General features: G+C 30.8%; 21 protein-coding genes and 1 pseudogene. 20 read left to right on the top strand and 2 right to left on the bottom strand.

The window, feature by feature from the left end:
* A partial coding sequence (locus tag L8W64_RS01500) for a molybdopterin-dependent oxidoreductase (RefSeq protein WP_263672696.1) occupies window positions 1-1,201 on the bottom strand: 1,201 nt, incomplete at its 3' end.
* A 1-nt stretch (window position 1,202) separates the two neighbouring features.
* Window positions 1,203-1,782: pseudogene (locus tag L8W64_RS01495) on the bottom strand (cytochrome c3 family protein).
* 212 nt (window positions 1,783-1,994) lie between these two features.
* Here L8W64_RS01495 and L8W64_RS01490 point away from each other — a divergent pair.
* From L8W64_RS01490 to nuoH, 20 genes are all read left to right on the top strand, one after another.
* A complete protein-coding gene (locus tag L8W64_RS01490; protein WP_263672692.1) occupies window positions 1,995-5,783 on the top strand; it encodes an Eco57I restriction-modification methylase domain-containing protein in 3,789 nt (1,262 codons plus the stop codon).
* Window positions 5,784-5,785: 2 nt separating this feature from the next.
* Window positions 5,786-7,909, top strand: coding sequence for a hypothetical protein (locus tag L8W64_RS01485; RefSeq protein ID WP_263672691.1), 2,124 nt, complete (start codon window positions 5,786-5,788; stop codon window positions 7,907-7,909).
* A 333-nt stretch (window positions 7,910-8,242) separates the two neighbouring features.
* Window positions 8,243-9,898, top strand: a complete 1,656-nt coding sequence (locus tag L8W64_RS01480; protein ID WP_012662153.1) for an L-lactate permease — start codon at window positions 8,243-8,245, stop codon at window positions 9,896-9,898.
* A gap of 6 nt (window positions 9,899-9,904) precedes the next feature.
* Window positions 9,905-10,645, top strand: a complete 741-nt coding sequence (locus L8W64_RS01475) for a (Fe-S)-binding protein (RefSeq protein ID WP_115614003.1) — start codon at window positions 9,905-9,907, stop codon at window positions 10,643-10,645.
* Window positions 10,642-12,057, top strand: a complete 1,416-nt coding sequence (locus L8W64_RS01470; protein WP_263672689.1) for a LutB/LldF family L-lactate oxidation iron-sulfur protein — start codon at window positions 10,642-10,644, stop codon at window positions 12,055-12,057. Before L8W64_RS01475 ends, L8W64_RS01470 begins: the two co-directional genes overlap by 4 nt.
* Window positions 12,050-12,700, top strand: coding sequence for a LutC/YkgG family protein (locus tag L8W64_RS01465; protein ID WP_263661522.1), 651 nt, complete (start codon window positions 12,050-12,052; stop codon window positions 12,698-12,700). Before L8W64_RS01470 ends, L8W64_RS01465 begins: the two co-directional genes overlap by 8 nt.
* A 198-nt stretch (window positions 12,701-12,898) precedes the next feature.
* Window positions 12,899-14,842, top strand: coding sequence for a BCCT family transporter (locus L8W64_RS01460; protein ID WP_070255432.1), 1,944 nt, complete (start codon window positions 12,899-12,901; stop codon window positions 14,840-14,842).
* A 43-nt stretch (window positions 14,843-14,885) separates the two neighbouring features.
* Window positions 14,886-16,421: an ABC transporter substrate-binding protein gene (locus L8W64_RS01455; protein WP_070255429.1), complete on the top strand. Its 1,536-nt coding sequence runs from the start codon at window positions 14,886-14,888 to the stop codon at window positions 16,419-16,421.
* An 11-nt stretch (window positions 16,422-16,432) separates the two neighbouring features.
* Window positions 16,433-17,371, top strand: coding sequence for an ABC transporter permease (locus L8W64_RS01450; protein WP_318529419.1), 939 nt, complete (start codon window positions 16,433-16,435; stop codon window positions 17,369-17,371).
* Entirely contained in the window at window positions 17,364-18,140 is a 777-nt protein-coding gene (locus L8W64_RS01445) for an ABC transporter permease (RefSeq protein ID WP_263672497.1), read from the top strand. Before L8W64_RS01450 ends, L8W64_RS01445 begins: the two co-directional genes overlap by 8 nt.
* The gene (locus L8W64_RS01440; RefSeq protein WP_133319468.1) at window positions 18,137-18,910 is read left to right on the top strand and encodes an ATP-binding cassette domain-containing protein; all 774 of its coding nucleotides are present in this window, start codon (window positions 18,137-18,139) and stop codon (window positions 18,908-18,910) included. Before L8W64_RS01445 ends, L8W64_RS01440 begins: the two co-directional genes overlap by 4 nt.
* Window positions 18,894-19,562, top strand: a complete 669-nt coding sequence (locus L8W64_RS01435) for an ATP-binding cassette domain-containing protein (RefSeq protein ID WP_263672687.1) — start codon at window positions 18,894-18,896, stop codon at window positions 19,560-19,562. The genes L8W64_RS01440 and L8W64_RS01435 overlap by 17 nt, the downstream gene beginning before the upstream one ends.
* 117 nt (window positions 19,563-19,679) lie before the next feature.
* Entirely contained in the window at window positions 19,680-20,099 is a 420-nt protein-coding gene (locus L8W64_RS01430; RefSeq protein WP_263672686.1) for an NAD(P)H-quinone oxidoreductase subunit 3, read from the top strand.
* Window positions 20,078-20,575, top strand: coding sequence for a NuoB/complex I 20 kDa subunit family protein (locus L8W64_RS01425; RefSeq protein WP_039619352.1), 498 nt, complete (start codon window positions 20,078-20,080; stop codon window positions 20,573-20,575). The genes L8W64_RS01430 and L8W64_RS01425 overlap by 22 nt, the downstream gene beginning before the upstream one ends.
* Window positions 20,575-21,366, top strand: coding sequence for an NADH-quinone oxidoreductase subunit C (locus L8W64_RS01420; RefSeq protein WP_263672685.1), 792 nt, complete (start codon window positions 20,575-20,577; stop codon window positions 21,364-21,366). Before L8W64_RS01425 ends, L8W64_RS01420 begins: the two co-directional genes overlap by 1 nt.
* A 1-nt stretch (window position 21,367) precedes the next feature.
* Complete coding sequence (gene nuoD / locus L8W64_RS01415; protein WP_263672684.1) at window positions 21,368-22,594, top strand: NADH dehydrogenase (quinone) subunit D; 1,227 nt, start codon at window positions 21,368-21,370, stop codon at window positions 22,592-22,594.
* Window positions 22,591-22,818: an NADH-ubiquinone oxidoreductase subunit E family protein gene (locus L8W64_RS01410; protein WP_039642382.1), complete on the top strand. Its 228-nt coding sequence runs from the start codon at window positions 22,591-22,593 to the stop codon at window positions 22,816-22,818. The genes nuoD and L8W64_RS01410 overlap by 4 nt, the downstream gene beginning before the upstream one ends.
* On the top strand, window positions 22,815-23,531 hold the full coding sequence (locus L8W64_RS01405) for a hypothetical protein (RefSeq protein ID WP_263672683.1): 717 nt from the start codon (window positions 22,815-22,817) through the stop codon (window positions 23,529-23,531). Before L8W64_RS01410 ends, L8W64_RS01405 begins: the two co-directional genes overlap by 4 nt.
* Window positions 23,528-25,981, top strand: coding sequence for an NADH-quinone oxidoreductase subunit G (locus L8W64_RS01400; protein WP_263672682.1), 2,454 nt, complete (start codon window positions 23,528-23,530; stop codon window positions 25,979-25,981). The genes L8W64_RS01405 and L8W64_RS01400 overlap by 4 nt, the downstream gene beginning before the upstream one ends.
* Window positions 25,978-26,976: an NADH-quinone oxidoreductase subunit NuoH gene (gene nuoH, locus L8W64_RS01395; RefSeq protein WP_133319476.1), complete on the top strand. Its 999-nt coding sequence runs from the start codon at window positions 25,978-25,980 to the stop codon at window positions 26,974-26,976. Before L8W64_RS01400 ends, nuoH begins: the two co-directional genes overlap by 4 nt.
* Window position 26,977: the final 1 nt, after the last annotated feature.

Here is a 26,977-nt window from a genome sequence, read left to right as displayed (position 1 = left end):
CGCCATTACTATAGTGATAACTTAAGCCAAATCCACCACCTTTAGTGCCAATTTGACCAAGCATTGAAGCTAGGGTTATTAACATCCAATGAGGTTGTTCACCATGATGAGCTCTTTGCATGCCCCAACCACTCATGATCATAGTAGGGTTATCATAAAAACTTTCAGCTAGTGTTTTGATGATTTTTTCATCAATTCCACAAATTTTACTTGCCCATTTTGTATCTTTTTTAATACCATCATTCTTGCCATCTAAATAAGCTTTGAATTTATCAAATCCACTTGTATAATTTTCTAAAAATTCATAATTGACTTTATTTTTTTCGATCAAATGACTAGCCATGCCTATCATCATAGCAACATCTGTATTTGGTTTTGGAGAGATCCATTGTGCATTTAAAAATTTAGCAGTTTCGGTTTTTATAGGATCTATACAAATAACCTTGATTTTACTATTTTTTAATTTTTCAAAGTAAGCAAGACCTCTTTGATCGTTTGAAGTCCAAGCTATTCTTAAAGTAGCGATAGGATTAGCACCCCAAATAACTACTATTTTAGAATGTTCTAAAATGTTTTCCCATGAAGTTTGCTGTTCATACACTTCAATAGAGCCTACAACATAAGGCATTATTATTTGAGAAGCTCCTGTTGAGTAATCTCCGGTAGTCCCTACAAAACCACCTGTGACATTTAAAAATCTATGGAGCAATATTCTACAATTTTGCATATTTCCACTAGATTTCCATCCGTAGCTTCCACCAAATATAGCTTGAGTTCCTTTTTGCTCTCTTGTTTTTTTAAGTTCTTTTGCTATAAGTTTTATAGCCTCATCATAACTTACACGCACAAATTCATCTTTTCCTCTAAGTTCAGGTTTTGGACTGTCGGGATTTTCAAGATAGCTTTTTCTAACATAAGGATATTTCACGCGTGATTTGTAGATCATATCTGCTGTATAGTGTTGTAAAGGATTGTCAATTTGTGTTACTTTTTCCCATGGCTCACTTTTAATTACCACACCATCTTTAATGGTAAGTTTTAAAATTCCCCAATGTGCTGCTGTTATCACACTTCCATTTTTTACTAAACCAGAATTTATTTGAGAAACTTCTATATTTTTACTCATGGCTAAACTAGGAGCTAAAGGCAACACGCTTAACCCTGCTCCGATTTTTAAAAATTTTCTTCTATCAAGTCCCATTTTATTTTACCTCCTTAAAATCTTTTGCATTTTTTTTGCAAATACTGTATCACTAGCCAATGATCTTTTTTATCAATTCCTGTTCTATTTACCATTGATCTAAAAGTAGCAGGCCAGCCATTAGCACTAAATTCACTTTCTTTATGAACGCTATGACAAATTCCGCAATTATTCATATAAAGCTCTTTAGCTTTTATAAACATTTCTTTGTTGCTTTTTGCAAAATCTTTCTTGTCAGTCCAAACTTCTATGGTAGCTTTATCCCATTTTCCATTTTTGCTTTTAGTATAAGTTTTAAAATCAAGTTTTGTATTTTTAGAAAATGCAGCAACTATGATTCTTTGACTATCGTTGTAATAAAGCACAGAAGGCGAAGCAGGATTAACATAGCCTGTGATCTTGACCAAAACTTTATTTCCATCAGTTTTTAATACTTCAAAAGGATTTGTGGGTAGCAATCTACCAACAGCTTTTGTGTCATTTTTGCTTAAGTAAAGTGAGCTTACTTCACTTGTAAAAAATTCATTTTTAGCGCAAACAAAAGAAACAAGCGCTAAACAGAAAACTAAAATTTTTCCCATTTTGCCTCCTTGATATTTTTAATATAAACTTATTGTATAACTTTAGTATTAAAATTTTCTTAGTATAAAAATATAAAAAATGCAATAATAAATATTATATAATAATTTTTTATTAATTTTTAATTTATTTGTTTTTATATTTTCATAAAGTCTTTTCAATCCTTTAAAGTAAATTTTAGTAAAATATAAAATATTCTTTATAAAGGTTAAAAATGCACTTTACTTTGCTAAATGAAAAAGATTTTTTCAACCCCTACTACCGCAAAAAGCAAATTACACAAAATGAATTTGACACTTTTAGCAAGGCTTTAACGCAGTATCTAGAAAGGCTTGAAAGCTCACAAAGTGAAAATGAAGATTATCTTGTAGCTAACACACTTAGTCCATTTTTAACCACTCTAAATTTCAAAACCCACATCAAAACCAAGCAAAAAGGCAAAAGCGAGATTGATTTAGCCATTACTAAAGATGAGCTTAGCAAAGACTTAGAAGTTCTCATCGAAGCTAAAAAGCCCAACTCAAAAGAATTCATCACCCATACAAAGCCAAATTCCAAAGCCTTGCATGAAGCCATTTTGTATTATTTTAGAAACAGAGAGCATAGCTTTAGTTTGAAATTTATCATCATCACAGACTTTTATAAATTCTACATTTTCAAAGCTAGTGAATTTGAAGAGCTTTTTTATAAAAACACAAGCTTTAAAAAGCTTTTTGAAGAATTTCAAAGCCCAAATTCACTTTTTAAAGGCAATACTGATGAATTTTACAAAGAAGCAAGCAAACTTATAGAAAATTCCAAAGAAAGTTTAAAAGGCTTTTTCATCGATTTAGCCTTTTTAAAAGACAAGCAAAAGTCAAATTTCAAAAATCTAGCAAGCATTTTTAAAACCTTTCATAGAGACTTTTTGCTAAATGAATTTAGCCCAAATGACGCAAACTCACTAAACAACGCATTCTATAAAGAGCTTTTATACATCCTAGGTTTAAGCGAGAGCAAACAGCTTTCTAAATTCATCATCACACAAAGTGAGCAAAGCAAACAAGCCCAAGGCACGCTTTATCATCTCATAGCGAGCAAGCTTCCAAAGCATGACTTTGAAGAGGTGTTAAAATTCATCATACTTTGGCTAAACCGCATTTTATTTTTAAAGCTTATTGAGTCTAATTTAGTTAGATTTAATGATGATAAAACCCTTAAATTTCTAAACTATGAAAAAATTCCAAATTTTACTACCCTTTCACACCTTTTCTTTGATATCTTAGCTAAAGAAAAGCACACAAGGACGCAGAGTAAATTTAGCTATTTGCCTTATTTAAATTCATCACTTTTTGAAAAACAAGCCATCGAAAAAACCACACTAGAAATCGCTGCTTTAGAAAATGACGCTTTGCTAGAGTATCACCCACACACGCAGTTAAAAGATGACAAAGGCAAAAGTAAAAAAGGCAAAGTAGGTTTGCTTGAGTATTTGTTTGAGTTTTTAGACAGCTTTGATTTTGGAGCAGATGAGCAAAGCGAAGAACTCATCAAGCAAAAAGAACTCATCAACTCAAGCGTTTTGGGAAATGTCTTTGAAAAACTAAATGGCTACAAAGAAGGTAGTTTTTATACCCCAAGTTTTATCACTTCATACATGTGTAAAGCAAGCATAGAAAAAGTCGTACTAGATAAGTTTAACCATACTTTTAAGCTAAATGCCACCAAGCTAAACGAGCTAAGAACCCAGCTACGCCAAGAAAAAATCCCTCAAGAACAAAAACTAGCCTTGCTAAATTCCATACGCATTTGCGATCCTGCAGTGGGAAGTGGGCATTTTTTAGTTTCAGCTTTAAATGCCATGCTTATGGTGCATTATGAGCTTGGTTTGTTTGAAGAGGACTTTTACCTAAGCGTGCAAAATGATGAAATTTTAGTGCAAAATCACAAAGGCCAGTTTTTAGAGTATAAACGCCCTGATTTTGACAAAGACAAAACCCACCTTTGCCAAAAAGAACTTTTTGAGCGTAAAAAAGACATCATAGAAAACAACCTTTTTGGAGTGGATATCAACCCAAACTCATGCGAGATCACTAAACTAAGACTTTGGATAGAGCTTTTAAAACACAGCTTTTATGAAAGCTTTGATGATACAAACTATCATGATCTTAAAACTCTACCAAACATCGATATCAACATAAAATGCGGAAATTCGCTTATAAGTTATTTTGAAATTCACAAAAGCCTTTCTCACTACCCAAACATCAAAGAACGCATGGATAAATACAAACGCATAGTCAAAGACTACAAAGAAGGCTTTTACACCGACAAAACTCTCATCGCAAAAGAGATCAAAAACCTCAAAGAGTCTTTTAAAAATTTCTGTTTAAAAGACAAATTTGCCAAAGAGATCAAGCAACTTACCAACGGCGCTAATGAATACTCTAAAAAATACGGCGATTTTTTAGCACAAGATGAAAAAGATGAGAATTTTAGAGCATTTTTCTCTAAAAATATGTTTGAATTTGACTTTGATGAAAGTGCTGCTAAGAAAGAATTTAAAAAGCTTAAAAAGCTTTATGAGAGTATATTTGACTTAGAAAGTGCAAATCCTTTTGAATGGCGTTTTGAATTTAGCGAAGTGCTTGATGAGGGCGGGAGCTTTCAAGGGTTTGATCTCATCATCGGTAACCCACCTTACATCAGACAAGAAGACATCAAAGAGTTAAAGCCAAATTTAGCTAAAAACTATAAAGTATATAAAGGCACAAGCGACATTTATACTTACTTTTATGAGCTTGGGTTTAATGTGCTAAAGCAAAATGGTGTTTTGTCTTTCATCACTTCAAACAAATACACAAGAGCAGGTTATGGAGAGCCTTTGCGTGAATTTTTGCTTAAAAATACCACACTTTTAGAATACATCGATCTAAATGGTATAAAAGTCTTTGATAGTGCTACGGTAGATACTTCCATACTAAGCTTTGAAAAAGCAAAAACTAAAGATAATAGCTTCAAATACCTAGCCCCAAGCACCGAGCTTTTAAAAGAAAATGACTTTAATATAGAAAGCATTTTAAATTTTAACAAAATCGCACAAAATTCTTTAAGCAAAGAATGCTTTACTTTCAATGATGAAAGCACAAACGCACTAAAAGCAAAGATAGAAAAGCACGGCACTCCACTTAAAGACTGGCATGGGCTTAATATATATCGTGGAATTTTAACAGGGCTTAATGAAGCCTTTATCATTACTACTGAAAAAAGAGATGAAATTTTAACTAAATGCAAAGATGAAGCCGAAAAGGAACGCACCGCCAAACTCATACGCAAAATGCTACGCGGTAGAGATATAAAAAGATATAGTTATGAGTGGGCAGGGCTTTGGGTGATATTTATACCTTGGCATTTTCCAAATGTTGAAAAGCCAAAAACAATGCTAGAAAATGAACAAGATTTAAAAGAACAATATTCGAGCTTATATAATCACTTATTATCACATAAAGAAAAATTATCTAATAGAAATAAAGCTGAAACAGGAATTCGTTATGAGTGGTATTGTTTGCAAAGATGGGGAGCAAATTATTATCAAGAATTTGAAAAAGAAAAGATAGGCTGGCAAAGAGTAACCCAAGAACCGAGTTTTATTTTAGAAAACGAGCGTGTTTTATTGGATTCTATGGCTTTTATGGTAGGAAATTCTAAAAATGAACTTAAATATCTTTTGGGATTTTTAAATTCTAGTTTGATATTTTATTATTTTAAAAATATCGGGCATTTGTATTCAGATAAAGGTTTTTTATTATCAAATCAATATGTAGAAAAATTTCCTATACCAAAAATAAATTCTAAAAATGAAAAACTAGCAAACGAGCTTATAAGCTTAGTCGATGAGATTTTAGTTTTAAAAGAGCAAGACAAAAACGCAAACACCAAAGCCCAAGAAGACAAAATAAACTCTATCGTTTATAAACTTTACAACCTAACCGAAGAAGAAATAAAAATCATTGAAAATAAGGAGTGAAAATGAAATTAAAACTTGATTTAGAAAATTGCTATGGCATAGGGAAGTTGCAAAAAGAGTTTGATTTTTCAAATGAAAATGTTTTATTGTTTTATGCTCAAAATGGTATTTTTAAAACTTCTTTTGCAAAAACATTTAAAAGCATTAAAGATGATAAACAAATTAAAGACGAAATATTTCCAGAAAGAATATCAAAAGTTGATATTGAATTTAATGGCGAAAAAATTAACAAAGAGGATATTTTTGTTTTTGATTCTTACGATAAAGAATTTGATTCTTCTAAAAGTGTAACTACTTTCATGGCTAGCCCCAAGTTAAAAAATGAATATGATGAAATTTTTTCAGAACTAGATAAGCAAAAGAAAAATTTATTAAAAAGTTTAAAAAAATATACAGGTAGCTCTGATTGCGAGAAAGAAATTTTAAAAGTATTTTCAAATAAAAATTTTTATCAAATTTTATCAGATAATATTGATTTGATAAAGGAAATAAAAGAAAATTATGAGTTTAAATATCATGATATCTTTGATGATAAAAACAAAGTAAAAGAATTTGTTGAGGCAAATAGGAATCTTTTACAAGAGTATTTTTATAAATATAATGAAATTTTATCATCATCTGAAATTTTTAAAAAAACAGAAAACGGAGAATTTGGAACGCATAAAATTAAAGAACTGCAAAGTGCTTTAAGTGATGATAGATTTTTCTTAGCAAACCATAAATTGTTGATTTCTAATCAAGAGATAACAACAAGTGAAAATTTAAACAATTTAATACAAAACGAAATTGATAGAATTTTAGAAAATGAAGAGATAAAGAGTAGATTTGATGAAATTGAAAAAAAGATTACAAAAAATCAAAATTTAAAAGATTTCAAAGAAGTAATTAATAAAAATAAGGGAATATTATTAAAATTAATTAACTATGAAGATTTTAGAAAAGAAGTAATATTTTCATATCTTAATAAAAAAATAGATGAAATTGAGAATTTGGTTTCATTGTATGAAAATCAAAAAGAGAGAATACAACAAATTATAAATGCGTCAAAGCAAGAGCAAGAATCGTGGAAAAAGATTATAGAAATATTTAATAGCAGATTTATAGTTCCTTTTGAGGTTGATATAGAAAATCAGGATGATGTTTTATTGAAAAACGAAGTAGCAAAATTTGTATTTAGATTTAAAGATAATTCAAATAAAAGAATTGTTGATAAAGAGAAGTTAGAGGATATTTTAAGCAATGGAGAAAAAAGAGCCTTGTATATTTTGCAGATATTATTTGAAATAGAAGCCCAGAAAAATATAGATAAGCCTATTTTGTTCATATTTGATGATATTGTAGATTCTTTTGATTATAAAAATAAACATGCTGTTACGGAGTATCTTGATGAGATACGAGAAAATGTAAATTTTAAGATTATAGTTATGACACATAATTTTGATTTTTATAGAGCTATAGCGAAATTTGGTGTATTAAAATTTATGATATATAGAAATGATAAAAGAGAAATTATATTTGAAAGAGGTGAATATACTAAAGAGTTTATAAAATCTCTTAAAGAAAGCAACAGAAATATTGAGAAAAATTTTATTACTTTAATACCATTTATCAGAAATATTTTAGAATATACTAAAAAGGATAATGATGAAGAGTATTTATTATTGACAAGTTGCTTGCATATAAAAGATAACACCAGAAATATAAAAGTGAAACAAGTATTAGATGTTTTAACAAGCCATATTCAAGAATATCAGGTTAATATAGAAGATGATAGTTTGTTAGATTTTATTTATAAAACTTGTGATGAAATTGTAAATTCAAACGACATTAATCCTATAGAATTGCAAAACAAAATTGTTTTATCAATTGGTATTAGATTAAGAGTAGAAGAATTTATATTGTCTAAAATTAATTTGCAAAATGAAATTACCAAAGATCAAACTAGAAAATTATATAAATTAGCCAAAGAGCAAAATGCAATAAATAAAAAACAAGATTTTATAATTAAAAAAGCTTTAGCAATAACTTCAGATAACATTCATATAAATTCTTTTATGTATGAACCTATTTTAGACACATCTATTGAGCATTTGATAAAGTTATATCACGAAATAAATGAAATTTGACAAAAAAGAGGGGTATTCCAAAAAACCGCACGCAAAAACTCCATAGTGCCAAGCTGAAAGCAAAATCATGCTTTTAGCTTTAAAGTGTGATGAAAAATTTGATTTAAAAATACTTTTGATATAAATATTTTTATTATATTTATATTTTGTTTCAAATATAAACAATACTTTATATTTCATTTGTAAAGTGTAAATTTTTGTTTTTATTAAAAGAGAATTTTTATACTAAATGTTACTCTTATACCCATATAGTTAATTTTTTCTAACAAAAATACACAAAAATAAAAATATTTGTTAAGCTAGATATTGGAAATTTTTATCAAAAGGAAAAATATGTGGCAACAAATATATAATCCATTTGACAACATACTTTTAAGTGCTTTGGTGGCTTTTTTGCCTATTTTGTGCTTTTTGCTTTCTCTTGTAGTTTTCAAACTCAAAGGCTATCAAGCAGGCTTTTTAACTCTTATTTTATCAAGTGTTGTGGCATTGTTTGCTTATGATATGCCGTTTTCTTTATTAGGTGCTAGCTTTATACAAGGTTTTGCAAATGGTATTTGGCCTATAGCTTGGATCATCATCGCGGCCATATTTTTATATAAACTTTCTATCAAATCAGGCTCGTTTGAAGTGATAAAACAAAGTGTTATGAGTATCACTCCAGATCATAGAATTCAAGTGATTTTGATTGGATTTTGTTTTGGTTCTTTTTTAGAAGGTGCTATAGGTTTTGGAGGGCCAGTGGCTATCACCGCTGCATTACTTGTAGGACTTGGGCTTAGACCATTATACGCTGCAGGACTTTGTCTCATAGCCAATACCGCTCCGGTAGCTTTTGGAGCAGTTGGAATTCCTATTATAGCGATGAGTAATCTAGCAGGTATAGAACAGCACGGTGTTTCAGCTATGGTGGGTAGAATGCTTGTGCCTCTTAGCTTGACTATACCATTTTTTATAGTATTTTTAATGGATGGTTTAAAAGGGGTTAAAGAAACCTTTCCTGCTATTTTTGTCGCAGCCGTTTCTTTTACTGCTACACAATTTTGGAGTTCAAATCATTTAGGCGCAGAGCTTCCAGATATTATTTCAGCGGTTGTTTCTTTGTCTGTTACTACCATATTTTTAAAATTTTGGAAGCCAAAAAATATTTTTAGATTAGATGATGTAAAAGACTTTGAAAACTCACAAAAGCTAGAATTTAAAAAAGTATTTTTAGCTTGGATTCCTTTTATACTTTTGATTATTTGCATTATTATATGGACTCAACCTTGGTTTAAGGCTTTATTTGCTAAAGATGGAATATTAAATTTTATGCAATTTACTTTGAAATTTAATGAAGCCTTAGGAGCTATCATAAGTCCTGATATAGTTAATCCACAAATCACAAAAACAATGATTCCATCACATACTATAGATTTAGTAGCACAAGCAGGAACTGCTATTTTAGTGGCTGCTTTAATGAGCATTGTTGTATTGAAAATAAAAATCAACGAAGCTACCGAGTGTTTTTGGGAAACTTTAAAAGAAATGGCCACTCCATGCTTAACTATAGGCTTAGTAGTTGCTTTTGCCTTTATAGCTAAAAATAGCGGTATGAGTACTACTTTAGGACTTGCTTTTTCAAATACAGGCGATGCTTATGCATTTTTTTCTCCCATCATAGGATGGATAGGTGTGTTTTTAACAGGTTCTGATACTAGTTCAAATTTGCTTTTTGGGACATTACAGCAAGTTAGTGCTCAAAAGTTAGGAATTTCAGAAACTTTATTTTTAGCAGCAAATTCTGTTGGTGGTGTTGTGGGTAAAATGATATCTCCTCAAAGTATAGCGGTAGCTTGCGCAGCAGTTGGACTTGTAGGAAAAGAATCTGAATTGTTTAGATTTACTTTAAAATACTCAATAGGTTTTATAATTCTAATAGGAATTTGGACTTTTGTTATAGCATTTTTCTTCCACGGGATTATCCCTGAAGCAGTGCTTTTAAAATAAGGATTGATGATGAAAAAAGTGTATTTATTTGCTACTTGTTTAGGTAGTGCGATAATGCAAGAAAGTGTTTTAAACGCGGTTAGACTTTTAAGAAGAGAGGGAGTTGAGGTTATATTTAAAAAGCAGCAAACTTGCTGCTCTCAACCCTCATTTAATTCAGGGTATTTTAAAGAAAGTAAAAATATAGCTTTGCATAATATAAAACTTTTTACTCAAGATTATCCTATAGTAGTGCCAAGCGGTTCTTGTGCGGGGATGATGAGTCATGATTATTTAGAGCTTTTTAAAGATGATGAGCATTTTAACTTGGTAAAGGAATTTAGCTCTAGAGTGATTGATCTTAGTCAGTATTTAGATGAGGTTTTAAAGGTTGATTATGAAGACAAAGGCGAACCTATAAAAGTGACTTGGCACTCTAACTGCCATGCATTAAGAATTCAAAAAAGTATACAAGCGAGCAAAAATCTGCTAAAAAAACTCAAAAATGTGGAATTAATTCCTCTAGAATTTGAAGAAGAATGCTGTGGTTTTGGAGGAACTTTTTCTGTGAAAGAGCCTCAAATTTCAAATTCTATGGCACAAGAAAAAATCAAAGATATCCAAAATACAGGTGTAAAATATGTATTAAGTTCTGATGGTGGGTGTTTGATGAATATTGCAGGCACGATGAGTAAAATGGGGCTTGATATAAAAGGAATTCATTTGTATGATTTTTTAAACAAGCGTCTTGAAGGAGTTGCGATATGAAAATGACACATGAACAAATTGTGGATGTGAAAATTCATGATAAGCAAATGCGAGAGAATTTAAGATCTGCCATGCATACTTTGCAAAAAAATCGTTTAAAAGTTATAGATGAGAAATTTAATGATTGGCAAGGACTAAGATCTAAAGCTAAGCAAGCTAAAAACAATGCTTTATCAACTTTACACGATAGGCTTTTAGAATTTGAACAAAATGCCACTAAAAATGGCATAAATGTCCATTGGGCGAGTTCTGATGAGGATGCCTGTGAGATTATATATGAATTAATGGTAGAAAAAAACATCGGTAAAATTCTAAAAGGTAAATCTATGGCTAGTGAGGAAATAGGTTTAAACCACTACCTAGAATCCAAAGGCTTAAAAGCCATAGAAACAGATTTAGGCGAACTTATATTGCAGTTAAATGATGAAACTCCCGTGCATATTGTAGTTCCAGCGGTGCATAAGAACCGCTATGAAATTGGTAAAATTTTTCAAGAAAAATTAGGCTCTAATTTAGAAAGTGAGCCAGAAAAGCTAAATTCTATTGCAAGAAAGCATTTAAGAGATGAATTTGAAGGACTTAAAATGGGGCTTAGCGGAGTAAATTTTGCTATGTCTAAAGAAGGCGCTTTTTGGCTTATAGAAAATGAGGGAAATGGTAGGATGTGCACCACAGCAAGTGATATACATGTAGCACTTTGTGGTATAGAAAAAGTTATGGAAAGCTTTGAAGATGCTGCCACTATGGTGTCTTTACTTACTCCATCAGCTACGGGTCAATTTATACCAACTTATAACAATATCATTACAGGACCTAGAAAAAATGGAGATTTAGATGGCCCAAAAGAAGTGCATATTATTCTTTTTGATCATAATAGAAGCAAAATGCTAAATGATGAAGATTATTATGAAGCTTTGCGTTGTATAAGATGTGGGGCTTGTATGAATTTTTGTCCTGTGTATGATAAAATAGGCGGCCATACTTATCAAAGTGTATATCCAGGGCCGATTGGAGAAGTCATAAGTCCTAATCTTTTTGGTATGCAAGAAAATGGTGATATTCTTACTTTTTGCTCGCTTTGTGGAAGATGTTCTGAAATTTGTCCGGTAAGAATTCCTCTTGCGGATTTAATACGCAAATTAAGAGCAGCAAAAGTAGGTCAAGGAAGTTTTGATAATATCGCTCCAAATACTGCTGAAGCTATGGCATTTAAGATTTTTGAAAAAGTAGCTACAACTCCTATTATTTGGAAAAATACTTTAGCAAATTTACATAATTTTAATTGGCTTTTGCAAAAAGGAAAAAATTCTTTACCAGTAGTTAAAAAATGGAGTGCTTATAAGGAATTTCCACAAATAAAACTTGATCTTTATAAAGAACTTGAAAATATGCAAGGAGTAAAGTGTGAGTAGAATAAATGAAATTTCTTCACAAAGCAAAAAAGCTATTTTGGATAAGATTAAAAATACACATTTATCTTTTGAAAAAATTCCGACTATGGATCCTATAGAGCATATCAAAACAAGTGATGATATGTATAGTGAGTTAAAAGAAAAAATGAGTGCAAATAAATACATAGTAGAAGAAAGCTCGTTAGAAAAATTAGAAGAAAAAGTCAATCAAATTGTTAAAAGTTATGGCTATAAAAGTCTTATTTATCCTGATAATTTAAATTTAGATATAAATAAAATTGAAGCCGAAAAAAAGACTTGTTTTAATCAAGAGATTGAAAAAATACGAAAAGAAGTTTTTCATAGTGATTTTTCTATCATCCAAGCAAGAGTTGGAGTAAGCTCACATGGAGTTGCTTTAGTTTTGTCTGATAAAACTCAACCAAGAATGCTTTCTTTGGCTCCTATGCTTTGTATTGTCTTATTAAAAAAAGAAAATATTGTAAAAAGCATTAGCCAAGCATTGAATTTAGTAAAAGAAGAAAATGAAATTTTACCTAGCAATATTTTGTTTATAGCAGGGCCATCAAGAACTGCAGATATTGAACTTATCACTGTTTTTGGAGTTCATGGATCTCAAAAGGTTCATATTATACTTTATTGATTTATTTAGAATTTGCACTTAGTGTAAATTCTAAAATCACCTTCAAATCAAAAATTAACTTCTTGGTTTTTAAAACATTAATTAAATTATATTTTTATCAACCTTTGCTATTTTATTGATTTTAGTTATATTTAAGATATTTTTTGACATAGTAAAAAAGGTATTAACTTAAATTTTAAAACTATAAAAAGGAAAATTATGTTAAAAACAAGTTTTAAAAAGGCAGTATTTTTACCAAGTATTAGTATTATAGTTGTTTTAAGCCTTAGTTGTATTTTCTTGCCTAAACTTACAAATGATTTTATCAATCATATAAAAAGTGGAATTTTTGCAAATTTTTCATGGTTTTATATATTAAGCGTGAGTTTTTTTGTGTGTTTTATGCTCGCACTTGCACTTTCAAAATTTGGCGATATTAAACTCGGCGATGATGATGAAAAACCTCATTTTAAATTTACTTCTTGGCTTGCTATGCTTTTTGCTACGGGTATGGGCGTGGGGCTTATGTATTTTGGTGTGGCTGAGCCTCTCATACATAAAAAAGCCTTGCAAACAAGCGATGAAGAAGCTATGCTACATACTATCTTTCACTGGGGAATTCACCCATGGGCTATTTATGGGGTGTGTGCTTTGGCTATGGCGTATTTTGGTTTTAGATATAAAATGCCTCTTAGTTTGCGTAGTGCTTTTTACCCTTTACTTAAAGATAAAATTTATGGTTTTTGGGGAAATTTGGTTGATATGCTTGCTTTAATTGTCACGGTTTTTGGCATTAGCACTACACTTGGTTATAGTGCATCTCAACTAAATGCGGGCTTTTCAAATTTGGGTATTTTAAACGGACAAAGCTTTTTAGAACAAAGCGTGATTATAATCATCATTATTTCTTTGGCCACGCTCTCATCGATTAGTGGCTTAACAAAGGGTTTAAAAATTTTAAGTGAAGCAAATTTAGTTTTTGCAGTGTGTTTAATGCTTTTTGTGCTTTTTTCAACAAATACCATCCAAATTCTTTCACAATTTAGCTCTAATATTGGAAATTATTTGCAAAATTTAATTTCTTTGAGCTTTAAGACTTATTATTATGAAAAAGAACATATAGAATGGTTTAATAATTGGACTATTTATTATTGGGCTTGGTGGCTTAGTTGGGCGCCTTTTGTGGGCTTTTTCATTGCTAAGATTTCTCGCGGTAGAACGATAAGGGAATTTATTTTTGGCGTGCTTGTAGTGCCTACTAGTTTTAATATACTTTGGTTTAGCATTTTTGGCAATAGTGCTTTAAATTTCAATGATATTTTAAGTCCTTTTACTTCAGCACCTGAAAGTTTGCTTTTTTATTTTTTACAAAATTTTTCTTTTTCTTATTTTAGTTCTTTGCTTGCGCTTTTGGTTTTAGCTTTGTTTTTCATCACTTCAGCAGATAGTGGGATATTTGTGTTAAATTCTTTAAGTAGTGGTGGCGCTCATGAGCCATACAAATGGCAAAATATCCTTTGGGGTTTTGTGCTTGCGCTTTTAGCTACTTCTTTGCTGTATTCAGGTGGCTTGGGGGCGATTTTAAGTATCACTATGATAGTGGCTTTACCTTTTGCATTTTTGCTTTGTTTGATGTGTTTTTCATTGCTTAAAGGCTTAATTGTAGATGTGAATTACTCTTTAACTAAGCTTAGTCAAAGTAGTGTGTATTTTACAGGAGAATTTTGGCAAGAAAGACTTGCTAGAATTTTAAAACAAAGCAAAGAACAAGACATACAAAATTTCTTAAATACCAAAGTTAAAAATGCTATGGAATCACTCAGCCAAAGTCTAAAAAACTACGGCTTGAAAACACAGATCGTTCAAGAAAAATCAAGTATAAGTTTGATTATAAAAAAAGAATTTGCAAAAGATTTTATCTATGGAGTGCAAGTAGTAAAAAAACAAGCAAGCCAAAGCATAATCGATGATAAATTTATGCCAACTTATTCTAAAGAATTTATCTTTGAGCCACAAACTTTCTTTGCTGATTCGCGTAATGGTTATAATATAGAGTATTTAAATGAGCAAGAAATCATCGTAGATATACTAAAGCAGTATGAGAGGTATTTACAACTTTTATTTGATGATAAAAATGAAATTTTTACCAAAGCTTATGATTAAAAAGCGTTATAATTACACTTTATTCTTATAAGAAAGGCCTTTTATGTTGAGATTTTTTTTAATGTTTTTTTGTGCTTTAAATCTTTTTGCTATTACGCCAAAAGATACGATCGTTATAGCAGTGGAAAATGAGCCAGAGCGTATAAATCCGCTTTTTAGTGAAGATCATGATGTGGCAATTGCTCTTGTGTTTTCAGGACTTACACGCTTTGATGAAAATATGAGCTTAGCGCCTGATCTTGCTAGATCTTGGAAAGTTAGTAAAGATGGGCTTGTTTATGAATTTACTTTAAGAGATGATATATTGTGGCATGATGGGACTAAATTTAGTGCCAAAGATGTGGAATTTAGTATAAATGCTTTAAAAGATGAGAAGTTAAATTCACCCTCAAAGGTAAATTTTGACGCAGTTAAAGAAGTAAAAATCATTGATGATTATCATTTGATTATCACACTTTCAAAGCCTTTTCCTGCATTTTTAGACGCTTTGAGTGTGGGAATTTTACCAAAACATTTACTTGAAAAAGAAAATTTAAATACTACTAAATTTAATCAAATGCCTATAGGAACAGGACCATATAAGCTAAAACAATGGAAAAAAGGTCAATACATGATCTTAGAAGCAAATGAAAATTATCATTTAGCTAAAGTAAAAACACCAAAACTCATACTAAAACATATTAAAGATCCAAGTATTAGCGCTATTGAGCTTAAAAATGGTTCTATTGATGTAGCTTTAGTCGATTTTGCTCTAGCTTCAAATTTTGCAAATGACAAAAACTTTAAAATGCTTATAGAGCCTTCGGCTGATTATCGTGCTTTGATGTTTAATTTTAATCATGAGTTTTTAAAAGATCAAAATGTGCGTTTAGCGCTAAATTACGCTATCGATAAAAAAGCTATTGTGGATTCTCTTTTGCATTCTTTTGGAAAAGTAGCAAATCATCCTTTGGAAAAATCATGGGCAAATCCTAAAGAATTTGCAACTTATACTTATGATGTAAAAAAAGCAAATGAGCTTTTAGCAAAAGCAGGCTTTGTGAAAAACAAAAATGGAATTTTAGAAAAAAATGGCAAAGAATTTAGCTTTGAAATGTATGCTATGAGTGAAGATCCACTAAGAATAGCTTTGGTAAATATCTTACAAAGTGAGTTTTTAAAGCTTGGCATTAAGGCAAAGGCGGTTGCTAAGCCGAGTGGAAGTTTTGACTATACTAAGATTGACAGCTTTTTGGTAGGTTGGGGTAGTCCTTATGATCCTGATTTTCATACTTTTAGAGTTTTTGAAAGCTCTCAAGATAGTGCTTTAAACTCTAGTGGATGGAATTTTGGTCATTATCAAAATGCTAAAGTTGATGAAGCTTTGATAAAAGCTAGAAATTCACTTGATGTAAATGAAAGAAAAAAATACTATAAAGAATTTATTGACGCTTTATATAAAGATCCTGCATTTTTATTTATAGCTTATATCGATTATCCTTTAGTTTTTGCTAAAAATATCCAAGGTATAAAACCTCATATTTTAGGTCATCATGGGGTAGGTTTTACTTGGAATGCTTATGAGTGGAGCAAAAATTAGTGCTAAAACTCATTTTTAAACGCCTTTTATGGGCGTTTTTTTTGATGATTTTTGCAAGTTTTTTATGTTTTGTGATGATTTATCATGCTAAAGGAAGTGTGGTTTTTGCTAGTGTGCCTCAAGGAACTAGCCTTAAAATAAAAGAAGAAATTGAGCATAATTTAAATTTAGACAAGCCTTTATTAGAGCAGTATGAAAATTGGCTTTTTAATGCCATGAAAGGCGACTTTTCCTACTCTTTAATCAGCGGAGAAAAGGTTAGTGAAATTTTAAAAGAAAAACTTCCCTATACCATCATACTAGGAAGTTTGGCTTTTTTTATACTTTTTGTGTTGTCTTTGGTTTTGGCACTTTTTTGCGTTCTTTATAAAGATAGTTTTTTGGATAAAATTATTACCTTTTCAACGATGAGTTTTTTTGCATTGCCTACTTTTTCTTTATCGCTAATGCTTATTTTAGTTTTTGCTGTATTTTTTAAGCTTTTTCCAAGTTCGGCTATTGCTGATATTGGCTTTGAAGATGATGTATTTAATCGTTTGTGGCATTTGTTTTTACCAGTATGTGCTTTAGTGCTTTCACATTTAGCTGTTTTTGTGCGTTTTATAAGGACAAGTTTGATTGATAGTTTAAATCAGGGCTTTATAGAAAGTGCTTTTGCAAGAGGGCTTAGTAAAAAAAGAATTTATTTGCATTTTGTATTAAAAGATGCTTTTGCTTCTATACTCGCGTATTTTGGTGCTTCCTTTGTGAGTTTTTTAATGGGAACTTATATAGTAGAAAGTGTGTTTTCTTATGAGGGTGTTGGAAATTTAGTGATTAAAAGTATATTGTTTAAAGACTATCCTGTGGTGCTAGCTGTGGTAATTTTTAGCATTTTAGTGGTAGTGCTTGTAAATTTGATCGTAGAGATAATTTGCAAGATGATTAATCCAAGGTTTGCTAATGCGTAAGTTTTATGTGATGATGATTTTACTAAGTTTCATTTTAGCACTTTTTGTACCTTTAATAAGTTCTTATGATCCTAATTTAGTGGATTTAAGCAAGGCTAAAATAGCCCCAAATTTAAGTCATATTTTTGGCACAGATTTACTTGGTAGAGATGTTTTTACGCGTATTTTATATGCCTTGCGTGTTTCTTTGTTTGTAGGGGTAATGGCAGCATTTTTTAGCGTGCTTTTTGCTTGTGTTTATGTGTTTTTAACAAGATTTTTTGCTTATGCTTTTTTTGCTAGAGTGCTTGATATGCTTTTGGCTTTACCTTCTTTACTTGTGATTATGTTTTTTCAAAGTTTTTTGGCGGGATCTTTGTGGAGTATGATTTTTATCATCGCTTTGGGGCATTTTGCTTTTGTGGCAAAAGTACTTGATACTCAGCTTAATAAATTTCAAAAACTTGAGTTTTATCAAAATGCTATCATTCTAGGCTCTAGTAAGATGAAAGCTTTATTTAGTGAGCTTTTACCTGCTTGTTGGAATTTGCTTTTTGTGCTTTTTGTTTTAAATATCGCCCATGCTATTACAAGTGAAGCTACTTTAAGCTTTTTTGGCTTGGGTGTAGAGCTTTGGACTCCAAGTTTAGGAAATATGTTAAATGAAGCAAGTAAGGCTGTGTTTTTAGGATTTTGGTGGATGATAGTTTTTCCAGTAGCCTTTATACTTATGCTTATCCTACCTTTGCTTGCTTTGGGTAATGACTTACAAGAAGAGATTAAAGCATGATAGAAATTGCAAATTTAAATCTTAGTTTTAAAGATAAGATCTTATTAAAAGATATAAATCTTAATTTAGAAGATGGTAAAGCTTTGGCTATCATGGGTAAAAGTGGAGCGGGAAAAAGCTTGCTTTTAAAAAGCATGATTAAGCTTTTTGATAAACACTATAAACTCAATGCACAAAAATTTAGGATAGATCAAAAAGATATTTTAATTTTAAAAGAAAAAGAGCTAAATATTTTAAGAACTAAGGTAAATTTACTTTTTCAAGATGTTTATGGGAGTTTTTATCCTCTTGTTGACATAGGGAGTTATTTTAATATAGTTTTAAAAACTCATACTAATTTAAGCACAAAAGAGATTAAAGAAAAGGCCTTTTATTATTTTGAGTGTTTAGGGCTTAAAAATCATGATCTTTTATGGCATTCTTTTATATATCAGCTAAGTGGTGGTATGGCAAGACGCATTCAAATAGCTCTAGCTTTACTAAGCGAGGCTAAGTATTTATTGTGTGATGAGATTACAAGCTCACTTGATAGAGCTAATGAAGAAAAAATCATCGCTATTTTAAAAGAATTAAAAACACAATTTAAAAATCTCATTTTCATTACTCATGATATAAATTTAGCTAAAGAGCTTTGTGATGAGGTGGCTATCATAGAAGATAAAACTTTGATTTATCAAATGCCCGTGAAAGAGTTTTTAAGCAATCCAAAAGGTGTTTTTGCTAAAGAATTGTTAAATTATTTTGAGAATGAGAATGTTTTTAGAAGTTAAAAATTTAAGCAAATCTTATAAATTTAAAAAACATTGGTATTTAAAGGAAGAGGAAATTTTTGTTTTTAAAGATGTGAGTTTTTCTCTAAATCAAAATGAAAATTTATTGCTTTGTGGGGAAAGTGGTAGTGGTAAAAGCACTTTAGCTAAAATTCTTTGTATGCTTGAATGTGCAAATACTGGAGAAGTTTTGTTTGAAAATGAAAATATATTAAATTTAGATTTTAACGCTCAAAGAAAATTACGCCAAAAAATTCAATATGTTTTCCAAGATCAAAAGCTAGCCTTAAATCCTTACAAAAGAACTAAAAGACTTTTACTTGATGTATATGAAAATTTTAAACTTAAGCCCGATTTTGGAGAGCTTTTTAAACTTTTTGATGCTTTTGAGCTTGAAAAAGATATTTTAAATTTAAAACCTTCTAAATTAAGTGGCGGTCAAAGCCAAAGATTAGGTTTGATTAGAGCTTTGCTTTTAAAACCAAAATTGCTTATTTTAGATGAAATCACAGCAGCACTTGATATACCAACTACTTGTAAAATTCTAAATTATTTATATGCTTTTCAAAAAAAATACGATATTACTTATATTTTTATTTCTCATCAGGAAAAAATCTTACAAGATATTTGCCATAAAAAAATGTATTTATAAAAAGATAAAAACTGTTTCATTTTGAAATACATAAAAATTTATTTTTTTGATAATAAGTTTTTATATAGCTAAATTGAAGTAAAATAAATTTAATTATGCTTAAATAAAAGGTTTATTATGACGCACGCAACTATAGAGCATCAATACTTTGGCATCTTTGCAATGCTTGTTATTGCAAGTGTTATATTTTTTACTTTGGTGTATATTTCTTCTAAAATAGGTTCTAAGCTAGCCTCTCATAATAGAAAAAAACTTGGACTAGGAATTTATGAGTGTGGGCCTATGGCTTCTAAACAAGCAAATAAAATCAATTCTCAATTTTTTGTTTTTGCATTGATTTTTATTTTGCTTGATATTGAAGTGGTGTTTTTATTTCCTTGGGCGGTGATTTTTAAAGATTTAACCGCAGAACTTTCAAAATATAGCTTATCTTTATTTGCCTTAGTGGAAGTGTTTGTTTTTATTTTATTACTTGCAGTAGGCTTTTTATATGCTTATAAAAAAGGAGCATTTGCATGGCAGAGTATCAAAAAATGAGTAATGCGCCAGTTGTTTTAACTACGGTTGATAAGTTAGTGCAATGGGGTAGAAGTAATTCTTTATGGGCACTATCTTATGGACTTGCCTGTTGTGCTATTGAAATGATGGCAGCAGGTGGTGCAAGATATGATTTTGATAGATTTGGAACAATTTTTAGAGCAAGTCCAAGACAATCTGAAGTAATGATTATAGCGGGTACTTTAAGTAAAAAACATGCTGAATTTACAAGAAGACTTTATGATCAAATGCCTGATCCTAAATGGGTTATTTCTATGGGTTCTTGTGCAAATACCGGCGGTATGTTTAATACCTATTCTACTGTCCAAGGAGTGGATAGGATTATTCCTGTTGATATTTATGTACCAGGCTGTGCCCCGCGTCCTGAAACTTTTCAATTTGCTTTGATGATTTTGCAAAAAAGAATTCGTAAAGAAAAAGCAAGCAGAAAAATAGCTCCAAAAAGGCTTATATGATGAGAAAATATAGCGATAAGAAAAATGCTCAGCTAAAAAATTATTATGAGGATAGATTTTACCATGCACCTGCAACTAAAAAACTAAGCACAGAGGGTAGTGTTTTTGAGAGTGATCATCAAATTTTAAGCCAAGAATTTGAGTTAAAAAATTCTTTTATAGAGCTTGATTTTTGGGTGATTGAGATAAACAAAGATGATAATGTTGCTATTCTTGATAAGCTTAAGAATTTAGGTTATAGCTGTTTTACTGACGCAAGTGCGATTGATTTTGTCGCTCAAAAACAGGGTTTTGAAGTATATTATCAGCTTTTAAATATGGAGAAAAATTTAAGAGTGAGAATAAAAACTTTCGTTGGTTTAAAAGAAAGGCTTCAAAGTGTTATAAGGGTTTTTAAAGGTGCTAATTGGTGTGAGAGAGAAATATATGATATGTTTGGAATTTTCATCATCAATCATCCAAATTTAAAAAGACTTTTAATGCCTGATGATTGGTATGGACATCCTTTTTTAAAAAGCTATCCTTTGCATGGTGATGAATTTGCTAAGTGGTATGAGATAGATAAAATTTTTGGAAAAGAATACCGCGAGGTTGTAGGTGAAGAAAATAGAGATCCAGGTTTTGTAGATGAAAAAGACACGCTAAACTTTAGTAGAATTTATCATGAGGTTGGTAAAGGCGAAGCTCCAAGAGAGGATAAATACCTACAAGAATATCAAGAAGAAGGTGGCGTGCCTTTTGTGAAAAAAGCCAAAAGAACGCAAGTAAAAATTTTAGATAAGAGAAGATAAAATGCAAATTTCTACTAAATTAAAACCTTATTATGAAAATATAAGCTTTGAGCGTGAAGATGGCACCATGATAGTAAATCTTGGCCCTCAACATCCAAGTGCTCATGGAAATTTACGCCTTATTTTAGAGCTTGATGGAGAAGAAATCACCAAGGCTGCTCCTTGTATAGGTTATATGCATCGTGGTATGGAAAAAATGGCTGAAAATATGATCTATCAAGAGTTTATCCCAACTACTGATAGAATGGATTATATCGCAGCTAGTGCAAATAATTATGCCTATGTAGCTGCTGTGGAAAAACTTTGTGGTTTGGAAATTCCACGCAGAGCAAGTGTGATAAGGATGATTTTACTTGAGTTAAACCGTATTGCTTCGCATTTGTTATGGCTTGCTACACATGCACTTGATATTGGCGCGATGACAGTATTTTTATACTGCTTTAGAGAGCGTGAGTATGTGCTTGATCTAATAGAAAAATATTGCGGGGCAAGACTTACGCATTCATCTATGAGAATAGGCGGGGTAATGCTTGATTTACCTGAAGGTTTTTTAGATGAACTTTTGGTATTTTGTAATAAATTTCCAAATGATATAAAAGATTATGAAGCTTTGCTTGATGATAATAGAATTTGGCGTGTAAGAACTGAAAATGTAGGAGTTGTAAGCAAAGAACAAGCGCTAAGTTGGGGTTGTAGTGGGGTTATGCTAAGAGGAAGTGGTATTGCTTATGATGTTAGAAAAGAAGAGCCTTATTTGCTTTATGATGAGGTAGATTTTGGCGTGCCTGTGGCCAAAATGGGTGATTCTTATGCAAGATATAAGGTTTATATGCAAGAATTTAGAGAAAGTTTAAAAATTTTAGTTCAATGTGCTAAGCTTTATCAAGATACTCCGCCTGAAATTTTATGCAATCATCCTGAATATGTAAGCGCTTCAAAAGAGCAAATCATGACGCAAAATTATTCTCTTATGCAACATTTTGTCCTAGTAACCCAAGGTCTAAAACCACCAAAAGGAGAGGTGTATGTGCCAACTGAAAGTCCAAAAGGCGAACTTGGATTTTTTATCCACTCAGATGGTAGCGGTAGACCATATAGATTAAGAGCTAGAACCCCAAGCTTTTTTCATTGTGCATTTTTAGAAGAAATGCTTGTTGGATCATATTTGGCTGATGCAGTGGCAATTTTAGGAAGTATTAATATAGTTTTAGGCGAGATAGATCGATGAGACGCGTGGATTTAAGAAAAAGTCAAGATTTGTTTAAGGATTTAGAGCAAATCATTCAAAATGCCTATATGGGTGAAGTTTTAGTAGTTTTATTTGAAATAGGAGATTTTTCTAATGTAGAAAAAAGTTTTGCTTTCATAAAAGAGCAAAATTGTGAACTTTTAAATTCTTTAAAATTTAATCAAGTAGATTGGACTATAGTTTTTAAAAAGGTAGGACAATGAAATTAGCAAAATATCAAGAAGGCTTAAATGCTTTGTGTTTTGTGGATTTGCTTTCTTTGAAAAATCCTTCACTTTGCGCTAAGCTTAACAAAAGTAAAAATTATAATATTTCTTGTTTAGAGGATAAAAATTTAAAAGCAAACTTTTATAAATGTGAGATTGCAAGTGTGCCTTTTGTGCTTGCTTTGCTTTGTAAGATGAGCTTGGAGACTGAATTTAACGAATTTGATGAGGGGTATTTAAGTGCTGAATCTTGCTTTGGTGAAGAAGAAGCTTTAGAGATTTTAGAGTTTTTAAAAGAAGCAAAATGTATTATTTTTGATGAAAATTTATATCAACATAAAGATTTTGAAAATATTAAGTATTTTTTAGAAAAACTTTGTCATAAATTTAATCTTTTGCTAATTTGCTCTAATGAAAATGAAGAAAATTTGTCAATACAAAATTCTTTTAGTGAGCTTTTAGAACTTGATAATTTTGATGGAACTATTATCATGCAAGCACCTTTAGAGGACAAAAATTTGCATTGCTCTTCTTCTTTTGCTTTAATTGCTAAGGTTAAGGATGGGGATAAAATTAATTTAAAAATAAACACTCAAGAATTTACAACTATAGTAAAAATCAATCATGATTTGAAAGGCACGGTGGCTTTGTTTGATTATGAAAGCGCTGATTTTGCTTTTTCAAAAGCTCAAGTTAAGGTTATAAAATGAAAGTTATCATTAATGGTATAGAATGTGAGGCATATGAGGGTGAGTATATCTTAAATGTCGCAAGAAAAAATGATATTTTCATTCCCGCAATTTGTTATTTAAATGGTTGTTCTCCAACACTTGCTTGTCGTATGTGTATGGTAGAAGCTGATGGTAAAAAGGTTTATTCTTGTAATACTAAAGTTAAAGAAGGTATGGTAGTAGAAAGTGATTTGCCAAATTTATGGGATGAGCGTAATGCTATCATGCAAGCATATTGCATTAATCATCCTTTGCAATGTGGAGTATGTGATAAATCCGGTGAGTGTGAGCTTCAAAACTTTACACACAAAGCAAGAGTAAATGTGCAAAATTATTGGATTAAAGATACCCATAAAGAGCATAAAAAATGGGGTGAGATTAATTATGATCCGGCTTTATGTATCGTGTGTGAAAGATGTATCACAGTTTGTAAAGATAAAATAGGAGAAAGCGCTTTAAAAACTACTCCAAGAGGAGCAAGCGCACCTGATACAAGCTTTAAAGAAAGTATGAGTAAAGATGCGCTAGCTATTTGGACTAAATTTCAAAAGAGTTTAATTGCGCCAAATGGTGGCGATATACTTGATTGTTCTTTTTGTGGAGAATGTACAAGTGTATGTCCAACGGGAGCTTTGGTGGGTTCGGCTTTTCAATATACATCTAATGCTTGGGAGCTAAAGAAAATTCCAGCTAGTAATCCCCATTCAAGTGATTGTGAGTTGATGTATTATGATATTAAACAAACTAGCATTAATAATCAAAAAGAAAAAATTTATAGAGTGAGCAATGATTTTGCTTTTGCTACGCTAAATAAAGCTGCAAGATATGGTTTTAATACTCAAAATGAAGTTCAAGGTAAAGACGAAAAAGCTTTTGAAAAATTAGTAAATATGATAAAAAATGATGAAATAAAAAATATTTTATTTAATAGTTTTATTACTAATGAAGAAGCTTTAATCTTGCAAAATTTAAGTAAAAAATTTAATCTTAATCTTATAAATCATGAAGCTAAAAAATTCCAAGATTTCCTAGCTTGTTTTTATCAAAATGCAAATGCAATGTATAATGCAAATACAGACGATATCACTCAAAGTGATTTTTTAATCATCGTAGGTTCATTTTTACGCTATGATGCGCCAACGCTAGGATATAAAGTTAATAACGCTTTGGTAATGAATAAAGGTGCAGGGCTATATTTTCACCCTATAAAAGATAAAGGCGTGGATAAATATTCTAAAAATTTCTTGCAGATTAATCATGATATTAAAGATAATGAAAGTATTTTATTATTTATCTTGCAAAAATTTGCCAAAGAGCTTCCGCAGGATTTTAAAAACACATTAGAAAATGCGTATTATCAAGATACAAAAGAAATAGAAGAAACTATCAATGAAGAAGTTACTGAAAAGATAGAAAAGCAAAATGAAAACGGCGAAACTATTATAGAAGAAGTTAAAAAACTTGTGCCTAAAAAAATTAAAAAAAGCATAGAGGTGCAAAGATCAAATTATGCGAAAAATTTTGGCATAGATGAGGATATTTTAGAAACTTTACTCGCAAAAAAGCAAAAATTTACACTTATTATAGGAAGTGATTTTTACTATGATGAGCAAAGCGTCAAGCTAGCAAAACTTTGTGCTTTGGTGCAAAAATATACTGATTTTAAAGTCTTTTTAAATCCAACTTGCACTAATACCTTAGGCGTGAGTTTAATTTGTGATTTAAGTCAAGATTTTCAAGCAGGAAAAACATTAGGTTATAACGAAAAAGGCGATTTTACTTTTTCTTATGATGGGCATTTTGATCTTGCAAGTTCTAGTTTAAATCAACAAGAAGGTAGCTTTGTAAATTATGATAAAAGATTAGTTCCTACAAATGCGGCTTTAGAATTTAAAGGTTATTTTTTAAATGATTTGGCAAATGCCTTAGGTTTTGATGAAGAATTTACAATCAACTATACTAAATTTTTACCACAAAATAAAGGCTTTAGGGTAATTGACTTTGATGAGTTAGAAAATCATTATGATAATGGTGGGGTAAATCATAGAGGTTATGAGCTCGATTTTTCCCATTTTGAGTTTGAAAAAACATTAAGTGTTCAAGAAGTTAAAGAGCAAAATGAAGGAAATTTAACTTTATATCATGCAAATAGCATTCATCAGTTTTCAAAGCTTAGTAATAGAGCTTTTAATGAGGTTGGAGCTTTATTTTTATCGTCTGATTTAATGCAAAAATTTGATTTAAACCAAGATGATAGTGTTATTTTAAAAAATGAAAAAACTCAAATTGCTATAAGTGTAAAATGTGATGAATCTTTAGAAAATGGTGCGTATTTAGGGGATTATGATAGTAAGATTGATTATAAATCTTTATTTGATAATACTCGATATGTAAAAGTTTGGCTTGAAAAAGCAGGAGCTAAAATATGAGTGATATTACTTTTTTTATTGTAGAAACAATTATAAAATGCGTGCTTGTTATAGCTATTTTTGCTACTTTAGCAGGCTTGGCAACTTATCTTGAAAGAAAGGCTTTGGCTTTATTTCATCGTCGTTTAGGGCCTGATATGGTAGGTCCTTTTGGATTGCTTCAAGTAGTTGCTGATATGATTAAACTTTTTACTAAAGAGGATATAGTGCCAACTTATGCTCAAAAAGTGGTATTTTTAATTGCTCCATTGATTGCAGCAATTTGTGCTTTTGTAGCAATTGCAGCTATACCTATTTTTCCTGAATTTACTTTATTTGGTAGAGTGATTCGTCCTATTATCGCTGATATTAATGTAGCCTTGCTTTTTGTTGTAGGTATGGGTGGAGTTAGTTTTTATGCGATTTTTTTAGGAGGTTTAGCAAGTAATAATAAATGGTCGCTGCTAGGCGGGGCAAGAGGGCTTGTTTCTATTATCTCTTATGAGAGCGTTGCAGGGCTTTCTTTGGTGTGTGTTGTAATGCTTGTTGGATCTTTGTCTTTAGTAGATATTAATAACTATCAAAGTGATGGCATACTTTCTTGGCTTATTTTTAAACAACCTTTAGCTTTTATTTTATTTGTGATAGCTATTTTTATAGAAACTAATAGAACTCCACTTTGTTTAAGTGAAAACGAAACTGAACTTGTTTCAGGTTATGGCACTGAATATAGCGGACTTAGATGGGGTATGTTTTTTATCGGAGAATATACAGCCATGATTACCGGAGCGATTATGATATCGCTTTTATTTTTGGGTGGATTTAATGATTTTTGGATTATACCAGGGGCTATTATGATGCTTTTGAAAGTGTCTTTTGTGTTCTTTTGGTATTTTTGGGCTAGAGGTGCTTTTCCGCAACTGCGTCCTGATCAAGTAATGAGAATGTGTTATTTGATTTTAATACCTTTAGCGGTTTTAAATTTATTAATTAGTGCTTTAGTGCTTGTGATATAGG

Source organism: Campylobacter sp. IFREMER_LSEM_CL1097 (assembly GCF_025772225.1).
Taxonomy (GTDB): Bacteria; Campylobacterota; Campylobacteria; order Campylobacterales; family Campylobacteraceae; genus Campylobacter_D; species Campylobacter_D lari_D.
Note: the sequence above shows the minus strand (reverse complement) of the source record. Positions and strands in the feature narration are given on the sequence as shown.